Genomic DNA, 12900 nt, shown 5'->3' with positions numbered 1-12900 from the left:
GGCCGGATAATTAACTTGCTAAAAATTTCTTCGTCACATACTGGAACCGCCAGAAAAGCATTGCCGCAGATGCCAGTAATCCTAGTGTTAATCCATACCAAATTCCTTCCGCCCCGAAGTTAAGCCGAACGCCAAGCAGGTATGCAACAGGTAACCCTAATATCCAGTAGGCCAGAAAGGTTATAAGTGTTGGAATATTTACATCGCTCATACCTCGTAAAATACCGAGTCCAACAACCTGGGCTCCGTCAAATATCTGGAAGAAGCCCGCGATAATTAACAGTCCGGAAGCAATGCCAATAACAGTATGATCAGAGGTATACAGCCAGGGCAGATACTGGTTAAATAAAATAAATATCAGAGCGGTGAAAAACATAAAAGCTAATACAATGTGATAGCTTGAAATAGCGGAATATCGCAGATAATAGATGTCCTTTTTGCCATAACTGTGGCCGGTTTGAATGGCAGCAGCTGAAGAAATTCCGCTGGCCATCATATATGTCATCGCTGCTAAGCTTATCGCGACCTGGTGAGCTGCCTGCTGGTTCGGGCCAATCATTCCCATCATAATGGCCGCACCGCCAAAAGCGCTTACCTCGAACGTGTACTGCATGGCCACAGGAGCGCCGATCTTGAGTATGGCAATTAATCGCTCGCGGTTAAAATAGGTTAATGAAAAGTGCTTTAAATAAGCTTTAAAATATTTGGATCGAAATACGTAAACGGCCATCGTTATCGCCATAACACTGCGATCTATTAAAGTACTGTATCCAACACCACGCACGCCCATTGGTTTAATTCCAAACAAGCCTTTTACAAAGATGATTCCCAGTATTATATTTAAGATATTTCCCCAAATGGAGATCATCATGGCTTGCTTTGTGAAGCCAAGGCCTTCGGCAAACTGCTTAAAGGTGCTAAAAACCATTAACGGGATAATAGAAATTCCAAGCAGCGATAAAAACGGCTTTGCCTGTGCAACTACTTCGGGAGCTTGATCTAACCGATCGATAACCAGCAATAAGCCAAAGTAAATTAAGGCAAATAGGAATAAGCTGATAACTACGTTAATCAGTAAGCTGTTAGATAACAAACGGCCGCATTCATCATATCCTTCCCGGCCGTTAGCCTGTGATATAAGTGGTGTTAAGCCGTAAGATATCCCGATACCAATAACAAGAATGATGGTAAAAATGCTGTTAACAAGTGATACTGCCGCGAGTGGAATAGTTCCTGCAAAATGACCAACAATAACGCTATCTGAAACCTGGACAAGTGTGTGTCCGAGCTGAGAAACGACAACCGGAATAGCCAGTTTCAGGTTTGTACGATAATGAGGCTTGTATTTTAGGTAAAACGATTGCATGGCCCGCAAAGATAGGCGATAGAAGTATTATCTGGCTAATATTTGGTTTCGCTGAACAAATCTTACCTCAAAGCACAAGCTATTAATTTGTAATGTTTATTTTTCGCAGCTCAAAACAGTTATGAGATACCTTACTATATTGTTATTTCTCTTGTCCCTGGCTAACAAAGCAAGAAGCCAGCAAACCCAATTTGAAAAAAGTGACGGCAAGCAAACCGCAACCTACTTCCAGGCAATAGAATGGTATAAAGAACTTGACAAAAAAAGCCCTGAAGTACTTGTTAAGGAAATGGGACCTACAGACGCCGGCTATCCTTTGCACCTTGTTTTGGTAAGTAAAGATCACACGTTCGACCCTGCTTCCTGGCATCGTCAAAAAAAGATCGTAATTTTTATAAACAACGGCATCCACCCGGGCGAGCCAGATGGGATTGACGCAAGTATGATGCTTTTAAGAGATATTGCACAGGGAAAAGTGGTTCTGCCAGAGAATGTAGCTTTGGCTTTTATTCCCGTGTATAATATAGGTGGCTGCCTTAACAGGAACTCATATACCCGCGCAAACCAGAACGGACCGGAAGAATATGGTTTTCGAGGAAACGCTCAAAATCTCGACCTCAACAGGGATTTCACTAAATCTGACAGTAAAAATGCAGCTTCTTTTGCTAAAATATTTCATTGGTTAAATCCAGAAATTCTAATAGATAACCATGTAAGCGACGGCGCAGATTACCAGCATACAATGACGTTGATATCAACTCAATACAATAAGTTAGGCCCGGTATTGGGCGCCTGGTTAAGAGACAAATTTGAGCCCGCTTTGTACCAGGGAATGGCTAAAAAGAATTGGGAGCTTATCCCGTATGTTGATTTTGAAACTACGGATTTCGGCAAAGGTATGCAGATGTTTTACGACCCGCCGCGATATTCATCCGGATATGCAGCGCTTTTCAATACGCTGTCTTTCATGCCCGAAACGCATATGCTTAAGCCGTACAAGCAGCGGGTTCGGTCAACTTACGATCTGATGATTACGTTCATCGAACAGGCATCTGCCAATGCCAAAGAGTTATTGGAAAAACGGGCTGCGGCTGATAATGCGATAAAAAAACAAACTCAGTTTGCCTTAAAATGGAAACCAGATACCAGCGTTTCGCGGAAAATAATATTTAAAGGTTACGAACGCGACACCATGTTAAGTGAGGCAACCGGGTTAAAGAAAATGTTCTATAACCACCAAAAGCCTTTTACCAATTCGATTAATTACTTTGACTTGTATATCCCGGCTGATACAGTAGCGGCGCCGAAAGCTTATGTAATTCCGCAAGGATGGTATGATGCGATTGATCGATTGCTACTTAACGGTGTCACAATACAACGATTGAAAGCAGATACATTACTATCTGTTATGGGCTATCATATCGACAAATATCAGTCGTCGCCGACCGCTTATGAAAAGCATCATAAAAATTTTAACGTGCAGGTTAGCAAACGCAACACTCAAAAAAGGTTCCTGAAAGGAGATTATGTTATTTATCTTGATCAGCCGGCGAAGCGATACCTTGTTGAAATGCTGGAACCGACCGGCGATGATTCATTTTTTGCCTGGAATTTTTTCGACGCCATTTTACAGCAAAAGGAAGGTTACAGCGATTACCGCTGGGAAGATATTGCCGCAAAGATTTTGAAAAATGATCCGGTACTTAGTCAAAAGCTCGCTCAAAAGAAAGCCTCTGATACAAAATTCGCGAATGACAGTCACGCCATACTGAATTTCATTTATAAAAATTCGAGTTACTATGAAGCCGCGCATCTTCAATATCCGGTTTATCGGATAGAATAACGGCCAAATGCCATAATAAGCCAGGCAGCAATTGCGTAATAAACGACAACTGCTGTCTGACTAAATGTTTATAAGATTGGTTGTTTCAGCTGATCATCGAAAGGAATAGTTTCAGGTGCATTCCATTTATCATCAACTTTGACCGAAAAACCGGCAGGTTGCGACGAGTCAAATAAATAACCTGAAAATATATACTCCGTATTGGCGACAGCATTTAAAGCATAGATCTGGGAATCAACTTCGAGAGACTTGTGTTTAATTAGCTTATTGTTTTTATCATATACGTCCAGAAAATAAGGGTAATAAGGCGAGTGCGGCCAGATAAAAGCGGAAAAGGTCAGATTAGCTTTTCCCTGGTCGGTGGCTTTAACATTAAATGGCAAAACCCGGTCATCGAAATCATATCCATGAGAGGTATTATATGCAGCGCTTTCGGAAAACATATCAAATTCGGGAACAGCATTCCCGATTGAAACAACGATTTTTCCGACGTTTTCAGGCATGGCGTCCTGAATTTTAAATGTAATCTTACTGGTAATTCTCTTTAAAAGAATGTTTTTGTTAACAGCGCTTTGCACATCCAGGTCGACTTGCTGTAAAAAGGTGTCGCCCATCGACGATGTATAACCGTAGTAGCCGCTATAACTCGATGTATTAAACCCTAATGACGGGTGGTAGCTCCAGTCTACATAACTAAGGATATTCTGGCCGGTTCTATAACCAGACGATGTCGATCCAACGAAAAATACCTTGTATTTCCCGGCCGGGAGGGAATCGGTTATTTTGCCGAACGAAGCGTCGATAGACTTTTGCTCAATTTTTTTAACCAGCTTTAATGAATCCGGCGAGCCTTTATAGACAAAATAGGTGAGGAATTTAATTTGATCCTTAAGGCCATTTAAGGTAGCGCCTGTTCCTTTTACGGACATTCCTTTGGTTTCTACAGTGAAACCAGTGAGCTTAAAATTCACGGCGAAAAGATTGGAAGATGATGGTTTATCTGGCTTTAGTCCTGCGTCTTTTTTGCATGAAATTGAAAAAGCAATCGCCAATACCAATACGAGTAGTTTTGTTTTCATAGTTTAAAAAATTTACGTGAATTATTAAAAGTGATTTTTGAATTGCAGAAATCGCTATTTCGGAGCTATAGCTACTTTACTGGTTAAATAATTATCTGATTGTTATAAAGGTATTTAAATCAGATATATTAACTAATCACACATTTAGCTTGTATAGTATTGTGAGAAAATTTGGGAAATTTTGTCTTTAAACCCATGATAAATACGGCGAGGCGAATAAGACGAACGTATTTCAGTTCGTTCAAAAACTGCTATTTGTGAGTTAAAAACTTCGGAAGTTTAAGATGCTGTGTAGTATTCTTCCGTCTCAGTATTGTGTAGTCGGATAATTCCGGATAGCACTAAGTTGACCAGGATACGTTGTGCCTTACGCCTGGGAAGTTTCATAAGTTTTCCGTATTCTGCTGATGTGATTCTGTCGTGATCAGTGAGATATTCGAGTATTTTTTTTTCGTTGATGGAATATTCGAGATGAACGCCTACGTCGCTGTTGCTACGCTTCAGCACGTCTACAACAACTTTACTAGCGAGCAGGCTTTTGTCTTTCACCCTTATGTAAACCCACCATTTTTTATCCTCGCCTAAAGCATAATGAGGCTTTGTGTCACTTTCTTTAATTTCGGCAACCAGTACAATTTTGCCGTCTACATATATTTCCTCATAACTTATATCGATGGTTGGATGACAATAATTTTGCCCGGCTTTATCTAAAACATATTTTTCTTCCTCTTCGGACTTTACACCTTTAATCTGTCCGTCGTCGGCAACTCCTACGAGCAGTTTGCCGCCTTTATTGTTTGCGAATGCAACCAGAGTTTTTGCAATCTTTTCGCAGTTATTAATCGTCTTTTTAAAATCTATCGTTGCGTTTTCACCTTCAAGGATGGTTCTCTTTAAATTCATGGCGAGCGACTGAAGTGGCTATGGCTTAGTAAGCTACAACCTGATTTTCCCCTTTGTATAAGTTTCTAATATACACTTCGTTTTGAACTGTTGCACATAGTTCACCCTCTTTGTTGAAAATTTCCATTGGGAAGGTTTTGACAAACTTTCCCACGGTATCAAGCACCTGGCATGCTTCATCAATATTTTCTTCTGTTAGCACAATATTAAAGTACATATTCGTTCGTCCGGGTTTTAAATAGCTTATTTGACCACTTTTCAGCCACACACGCACTTTATAACCCCGTCGCTGCAAAACCTGATCAAACAGTAGTGAAAAGAAGGGATCGGTTGCCGCATAGATCGTTCCGCCGAAGATTGAATTGTTATAATTGGTGTTGAAAATACTTTTGGAAATTTTCACATCTGCACTTTTAAATCCCTGTCCAAATTTTCGAACCCAGATACGTTGAAAAAAAAGGGGAGGGTAAAAACGCATAGCCCATTTGAGGGTATTCTCTGAAACTTTCATTGTAAACGAATATCCGAAACCGCCATCAGGTTTTAAAATTTATCAGGGATTTTCGCATTAGGTTGACAAATGATTTATTTATTCAACAGGATTTGTATTTTCGGAGCCTAAACCAATTAGATCGTTTAAATGGCACTGGAATCACCGAAAACTACGGCAACAAGGAATGTCACTTTCTTAGTTATTGTTGCAGCGTTAGGATATTTTGTCGACATCTATGACCTTGTGCTTTTCTCAGTGGTGCGTATTAAGAGTTTTCATGATATAGGGATTTCCGAAGCCGACATGCGTACAAGCGGCGAGTTCGTCATCAATATGCAAATGGCTGGCCTGCTGATCGGCGGTATTATCTGGGGTGTTATCGGTGATAAATTTGGCCGGATCAAAGTATTGTTTGGTTCAATCCTGCTTTATTCGGTTGCTAACTTTATTAATGGACTGGTAACGGATGTCAATTCTTATGCGATAATCCGTTTCATTGCCGGTATAGGTCTTGCAGGCGAATTAGGTGCCGGTATTACGCTTGTGAGCGAAACAATGAATAAGGAATATCGTGGTTACGGAACAATGATCGTTGCAGGTGTCGGACTTTTTGGTGCAGCTGCCGCTGCTACTGTTGCAACCCATTTCACCTGGCAAACGTCGTATTTTGTTGGCGGCGGATTAGGCATGCTTCTTCTTTTTCTTCGCGTCGGAACATTTGAATCGGGTATTTTCAAAGAGGTGGAGAAGTCTGATGTTAAAAAAGGGAACTTTCTAATGTTGTTTACTAACCGTAAACGTTTTTTTAAATATTTGTATTGCATTTTAATCGGGATGCCGCTTTGGTATATCGTTGGAATTTTAGTTACACAATCTCCGGAATTTGGAAAAGCCCTCGGTGCATCCGAGCCGCTTAGCGCCGGAACCGGAATTATGTTTACTTATTTTGGTATTGCTATCGGCGACGTGTTTGCGGGACTCTTTGCACAACTTACGAAATCAAGACGGCTTACGATTCTTATATTCCAGGTCCTGTCGGTAATCAGCGTCATCATTTACCTGAACAGTAAGGGAATAACTGAAGACAAATTTGTGTGGCTGTGTCTATTCATGGGTTTTGCAGTTGGTTATTGGGCCACATTTGTCACCATAGCCGCTGAGCAGTTCGGAACTAATATCCGGGCAACAGTAACAACTACCGCTCCGAATTTCGTCCGTGGCGGATTAATACCAATCACTTTTATTTTTGAGTTTTTCGTCGGCAAATACGGGATTATTACTTCGGCTTATATCGTGATGTTTATATTGACAGCCATCGCAATCTTCGCTTTAAGCCAGTTAAAGGAAAGTTTCAGTAACGATCTTAATTATCTCGAAGAAGATATCGCTGCCGGTCAGGGAAATGTCCTTTCTTAAAATTGCAGCTGTTCGTAATCGCCAAAAACGCAAATTTGCGCCATGATTTCAAAGGAACAAATTGCCGAAGAATACAAAAAAATCCAGGAAGAAATTTGTCGCGGCCTTGAAAAGGCAGATGGTAAAGGTACTTTTATCGAAGAAGCTTGGGAACGCGAGGGCGGCGGCGGCGGACGTACCCGGATACTTCAAAACGGCGCTGTTATTGAAAGGGGAGGCGTAAACTTTTCAGCAGTATATGGCAAGCTTCCGGAAACCATAAAAAAAGCTCTCGGTGTTACCGAAGATGACTTCTTTGCTACAGGCGTATCCATTGTTATTCATCCGGAAAATCCATGGGTGCCGATCATTCACATGAACATTCGCTATTTCGAGCTTAATGAACAGGTACGCTGGTTCGGTGGAGGTATAGATGTTACGCCGCACTATGTTATCGAAGATGACGCCCGTTTTTTTCACGAATTTCAGAAATCTATTTGCGATCAATATCACCCGGCCTTTTACCAGGATTTTAAATCCTGGGCGGATAATTACTTTTTTATCAAACATCGTAATGAGACACGTGGCATCGGCGGAATATTTTACGATAGACTTAATCCCGAAAAATACGGCTTAGACTGGCCCGAATTATTTGAATTCTCTAAATCAGTCGGCCGTTCATTTGTCCCGATTTATACTGAGCTCATAAACAGAAATAGAGATAAAGAATTTAACGCGCAGCATAAACAATGGCAATACCAACGCCGCAGCCGTTACGTCGAATTTAATCTTGTTTATGATTCCGGTACAAAGTTCGGACTGGAAACAAACGGACGAATCGAATCTATTTTGATGAGCCTGCCGCCTCAGGCTAATTGGGTGTATGATTTCCGGCCTGAAGAGGGTAGTTTAGAAGAGGAAACATTGAATCTTCTGAAGAAAGATATTGATTGGGCGAACTAACGCGTTTTTGCAGTGAAAGGATAGCAGTAAACCTGGTTGAAGCGATAGCTTTTGCTGTTGAGAAAACTTTGAAATAGCTGTTGCACGCATAGTGAAACTAAAATGAAACACAGGACTACCATTTGCAAAATGAGCCGTAACCTGTTTTTCGATAAATTGATATTATTCAAACACAATCGTTTTGTTACCGCTGATAAAAACCCGATCCTGAAACACCAGTTGCATAGCTTTGCTTAAAACGGCGGTTTCGATTTCCTTTCCGGCGGTTACCATATCGCTTACTGTGAAAGTGTGATTTACATGAATGGTTTGCTGCGCTATGATCGGTCCTTCATCCAGATCATTTGTGACGAAATGCGCGGTTGCGCCGATTAACTTGACTCCGCGTTCGAATGCTTTCCTGTAGGGATTTGCGCCGATAAACGCCGGCAGAAAGGAGTGGTGAATATTTATGATTTTATCAGAAAAACTGGCAATAAAATCCGGCGAAAGTATTCTCATAAATTTTGCCAGGATAATATAATCGGGCAAATAAACATTGATGATATCCTTTAATTCTCCTTCAAATAATTCTTTCGTTTTGTTTTCGTGAGAGACATAATGATACGGCAGCGAAAAACTTTCGGCAAATTTTTGTAAAACATCATGGTTACCAATTACAGCGCAAACTTCTGCGTGCAGCGATTGAAAGAAATGACGGGTTAAGATATCGCCCAGACAATGATACTCTTTTGTGACAAGCACAACGATACGTTTCTCACGTTTCGGGTTTATTTTGATCTTCGAATCCTGTGGTAAAACGCTTAGCAAATCATCCAACAAAATTCGCTCATCGGCTATCGTTCCTGAAAATTCAACACGGGTAAAAAATCGCTTTGACGGTTCATCCACAAACTCGCGCATAGAAGTGATATTGCAGTTGAATTTTGAAATGATATGTGAAATGGACGACACTAGTCCAACCTTATCGCGGCATTGGATCAATAACAGATTCTTATCCATCCGGTAAATTTAATATTAGCCCGCTGCGCTGCAAATAATCTGTTACATTTCATCAAATAAGGGTTTATTCAAGCCACTTTTTTTCAACACCAGAGGTCAAACCCACATATTTTACTAACTTCGCAAGTCGCTTTTTAAGGCGGCCTTTTGCTTGAGAAAATCAGGCAAAAATTATTTTAGAACCAATCATAAAAGATGGCAGAAGGAACAGACAACGAAAACCAACTACCTCCAAACGACCGGATTATCCCCATAAACATAGAAGAAGAAATGAAATCCGCCTATATCGATTATTCGATGTCGGTTATCGTTTCGCGTGCATTGCCCGATGTGCGTGACGGTTTAAAACCCGTTCACCGCCGTGTTTTGTACGGTATGCTCGACCTTGGGGTGACCAGCAATAAACCTTATAAAAAATCCGCACGTATCGTCGGTGACGTATTAGGAAAGTATCACCCGCATGGTGACTCATCTGTTTACGACACAATGGTGCGTATGGCTCAGGACTGGAGCTTAAGATACCCGCTGGTTGATGGCCAGGGAAACTTCGGTTCAATGGATGGCGACAGCCCGGCGGCAATGCGTTATACTGAGGCAAGACTGAAAAAGATTGCCGAGGAAATGCTGGCTGATATCAACAAGGACACAATTGATTATCAGCTAAACTTTGACGACTCGCTGGAAGAACCAACTGTATTACCGACTAAGATTCCGAACTTGCTCGTTAATGGTGCTTCGGGTATTGCCGTTGGTATGGCCACGAATATGGCTCCTCATAACTTAACGGAGGTGATAAACGGCACAGTCGCATACATTGACAATAATGATATCGATATTGCCGGACTGATGCAATATATTAAAGCCCCCGATTTTCCGACCGGGGGAACAATTTATGGCTATTCAGGCGTTCAGGACGCACTCGAAACAGGTCGCGGCAGGGTAGTGCTTCGCGCAAAAGCCGAAATTGAAACATTTAAAGGCGACCGCGAACGAATTATTGTTACTGAAATTCCGTATCAGGTCAACAAAGCGAGTATGATTGAACGTACCGCCGAACTGGTAAACGAAAAGAAAATAGAGGGTATTTCCGAGATCAGAGATGAGTCGAGCCGCGAAGGATTACGTATTGTTTACGAAATCAAGCGCGATGGAAATGCCTCGATCGTATTAAACAACCTGTATAAATATACTGCGCTGCAGACTTCGTTCAGCGTAAACAACATCGCCCTTGTAAAAGGCCGCCCGATGCTGCTAAACCTCAAAGACATGATCCGCCATTTCGTGGATCACCGCCACGAGGTTGTCATCCGGCGCACAAGGTTTGAGTTAGCTGAAGCGGAAAAAAGAGCCCATATTCTTGAAGGGTATTTGATCGCTTTGGATCATTTAGATGAGGTAATTAAATTGATTCGCGCCTCCGAAACTCCGGATGACGCACGTGTCGGTTTGATGGAACAATTCGGTCTAAGCGATATCCAGGCCCGTGCCATCTTGGATATGACGCTTCGTCGTTTAACCGGACTGGAACGCGACAAAATCAAGGAAGAATACGCAGAATTGATGAAGACCATCGATTACTTAAAATCTGTATTGGCTGATGAAGGCTTAAGAATGCAGATCATTAAAGATGAACTGGCCGAGATCAAGGAAAAATACGGCGATGAACGCAAAACCAATATCGTGCATTCTGCTGAAGACATGCGCATGGAGGACTTCATCGAGGATGAGGAAGTAGTAATCACTATTTCGCATGAAGGTTATGTTAAGCGGACGCCATTAACTGAATATCGCCGGCAGGGAAGAGGTGGAAAAGGATCTATTGGATCTAATTCACGTGACGAGGATTTTATTGAGCATATCATAACGGCATCCGCTCACAATTATATGTTATTCTTTACCGAGGCGGGAAGATGTTTCTGGCTTCGGGCATTTGAAATTCCTGAAGGTACGCGTACCAGCAAAGGACGTGCTATTCAGAATATTATCAATATCCCTAAAGAGGAAAAGATTAAGGCCTATATCCGGGTAAAAAACCTAAAGGATCAGGAATACCTGGAAAATAACTTTATCATCATGTGTACCAAGAAAGGTACCATTAAAAAGACCTCTCTCGAAGCTTATTCCCGTCCGCGTGCAAATGGAATCAATGCCATTAATATTAATGATGGAGACCAACTGCTTGAAGCATGCCTAACTGACGGTCAAAGCGAAATTGTTATGGCATTACGCTCCGGTCGCGCGATCCGTTTCAACGAATCAACGGTTAGGCCAATGGGCAGAACGGCAACGGGTGTTCGCGGTATTACACTTGCTCATGAAAAAGATGAAGTTGTTGGCATGATCGCGATCAACAATCCTGAGATGACTGTTTTGGTTGTATCCGAAAAAGGCTATGGAAAACGTACAGATATCGAAGATTACCGTGTTACGAATCGTGGCGGTAAAGGCGTTAAAACGATCAATGTAACTGACAAAACCGGCGAACTGGTTGCCATAAAAGATGTTACTGATAAAGACGACCTGATGATTATTAACAAATCCGGAATTGTGATCCGCATCGGTGTGAGCGGCCTGCGCACTATGGGTAGAGCCACACAAGGGGTACGCTTGATTACGTTCAAGGGAGATGACGAAATCGCTTCAATCACGAAAGTTGAACATGAGGACGACGAAATTATTGATGAAAATTTATCTGAGGGATCAGAAAATACCGATAACGAATCTTCGTTACCAGAAAACGAGAATGAATAAAACCGTCAAAGTATTTACAGTTGCCTGCCTGTTGCTCTATGCAACAGGCGCTTCGGCACAATCGCCGATAAAGGAAGCTGAAAATGCATTTGCAGCTTATACAAAAAGCAAAAATTCCGACGATCTCTCGAAGGCGAAAAAAACAATGGATGCAGCGTATGCGACCAGGAAAGATAGCTTTCAGTATCGTAATAATCTGCTTAGAAGCATGGTTTATTCAACCCTGGCGAATCAGGACTCGTTGCGGAAAAACACTTATTCAAAGGATCCGATAGAAGAGACGAGTTATTCCCTGTCAAAACTTACCAGCACAAAGCTTAATGATCAGCACACTTCTGAGCTGAATTATGTAAACAAGCAGTTGTCAAATGCCTATTTGGGCCGAGCCAACAGGCGGCTCGCTAACGGCGAATATTCTGCTGCTTTAGATGATTATTTGTGGGTGGACTCACTGAGTTCCGGCGATAAAAAGGTAACACATAATCTTGCCGTTTTAAGTGAAAAACTTCAATATTATGATCGTGCGGCATTTTATTATCAGCAATTAATAAAAGATAAGAAACGGGCGTTACCCGAATATTATATCAGTCTTGCAGATATTCTGATTGCCGAAAACAATGAAATGGAAGCCTTAAAAATATTGGATAAAGGCCACACCACATTCCCGAAAAACAAGGATATACTGTTTAAGGAAATCAATATTTATAACAATAATCGCGATTTTACGCCAATTACAACGTTGATCGACGATGCCATAAATTTGGAGCCTGATAATCTGCAGCTTTATTACCTGGCTGGCTTTGCTTTTGATTCAATCGGAGATAAAAATGTAGCCGAAACATACTATAAAAAGATTTTAAGTATGGACGAAAACAATTATGCTGCAAATTATGCGTTAGGATTGCTTTACCTTGAACAATATTTGAAAAACAATAACCGCCCGGAAACGTTAACTGACGCAGGAAACTATCTTAAAAAAGCTAGCGATATTAATCCTAATTCTTCTGATACATTGAAATCACTTGCGATGTATTATAACCTAACCGGCGACAAAGTTCAATTGGAGGAGATTAATACGAAATTAAACCAGATTATCTTAAATTAA

Annotated in this window: 10 protein-coding genes; 5 read left to right on the top strand and 5 right to left on the bottom strand. The window is 41.4% G+C overall.

What is annotated here, in order from left to right:
• Window positions 1–10: 10 nt before the first annotated feature.
• A complete protein-coding gene (locus GS399_RS06780; protein ID WP_160843833.1) occupies window positions 11–1366 on the bottom strand; it encodes an MATE family efflux transporter in 1356 nt (451 codons plus the stop codon).
• Between the two features lie 121 nt (window positions 1367–1487).
• Between GS399_RS06780 and GS399_RS06775 the strand changes: the two genes are divergently transcribed.
• On the top strand, window positions 1488–3209 hold the full coding sequence (locus GS399_RS06775; RefSeq protein ID WP_160843832.1) for a M14 family metallopeptidase: 1722 nt from the start codon (window positions 1488–1490) through the stop codon (window positions 3207–3209).
• A 68-nt stretch (window positions 3210–3277) separates the two neighbouring features.
• Here GS399_RS06775 and GS399_RS06770 read toward each other — a convergent pair whose 3' ends face one another.
• The 3 genes from GS399_RS06770 to GS399_RS06760 all read right to left on the bottom strand — a co-directional run bounded on the left by GS399_RS06770 (window position 3278) and on the right by GS399_RS06760 (window position 5702).
• On the bottom strand, window positions 3278–4288 hold the full coding sequence (locus GS399_RS06770) for a FimB/Mfa2 family fimbrial subunit (RefSeq protein ID WP_160843831.1): 1011 nt from the start codon (window positions 4286–4288) through the stop codon (window positions 3278–3280).
• Between the two features lie 279 nt (window positions 4289–4567).
• Complete coding sequence (locus tag GS399_RS06765; protein WP_160843830.1) at window positions 4568–5191, bottom strand: RNA-binding domain-containing protein; 624 nt, start codon at window positions 5189–5191, stop codon at window positions 4568–4570.
• 25 nt (window positions 5192–5216) lie between these two features.
• Window positions 5217–5702 carry a DUF4442 domain-containing protein gene (locus GS399_RS06760; protein WP_160843829.1) on the bottom strand — a complete coding sequence of 162 codons (486 nt, stop codon included), beginning with the start codon at window positions 5700–5702 and terminating at the stop codon, window positions 5217–5219.
• A 129-nt stretch (window positions 5703–5831) separates the two neighbouring features.
• On the opposite strand from GS399_RS06760, the gene GS399_RS06755 reads away from it, so the two are divergent.
• Window positions 5832–7100, top strand: coding sequence for an MFS transporter (locus GS399_RS06755; protein WP_160843828.1), 1269 nt, complete (start codon window positions 5832–5834; stop codon window positions 7098–7100).
• A gap of 42 nt (window positions 7101–7142) precedes the next feature.
• Window positions 7143–8042, top strand: a complete 900-nt coding sequence (gene hemF, locus GS399_RS06750) for an oxygen-dependent coproporphyrinogen oxidase (RefSeq protein WP_160843827.1) — start codon at window positions 7143–7145, stop codon at window positions 8040–8042.
• 162 nt (window positions 8043–8204) lie between these two features.
• Here the strand turns inward: hemF and purU are convergent, their stop codons facing one another.
• On the bottom strand, window positions 8205–9044 hold the full coding sequence (gene purU / locus GS399_RS06745; protein ID WP_160843826.1) for a formyltetrahydrofolate deformylase: 840 nt from the start codon (window positions 9042–9044) through the stop codon (window positions 8205–8207).
• A gap of 195 nt (window positions 9045–9239) precedes the next feature.
• Between purU and gyrA the strand changes: the two genes are divergently transcribed.
• Both gyrA and GS399_RS06735 read left to right on the top strand, forming a co-directional pair.
• Window positions 9240–11795 carry a DNA gyrase subunit A gene (gene gyrA, locus GS399_RS06740; RefSeq protein ID WP_160843825.1) on the top strand — a complete coding sequence of 852 codons (2556 nt, stop codon included), beginning with the start codon at window positions 9240–9242 and terminating at the stop codon, window positions 11793–11795.
• Complete coding sequence (locus tag GS399_RS06735) at window positions 11788–12900, top strand: tetratricopeptide repeat protein (RefSeq protein WP_160843824.1); 1113 nt, start codon at window positions 11788–11790, stop codon at window positions 12898–12900. Before gyrA ends, GS399_RS06735 begins: the two co-directional genes overlap by 8 nt.

The sequence above is a fragment of the Hufsiella arboris genome (genome assembly GCF_009834875.1).
In the GTDB taxonomy this organism is placed as follows: domain Bacteria; phylum Bacteroidota; class Bacteroidia; order Sphingobacteriales; family Sphingobacteriaceae; genus Hufsiella_A; species Hufsiella_A arboris.
The sequence above is the reverse complement of the archived record's forward strand: the minus strand, read 5'-3'. Positions and strand labels throughout refer to the sequence as shown.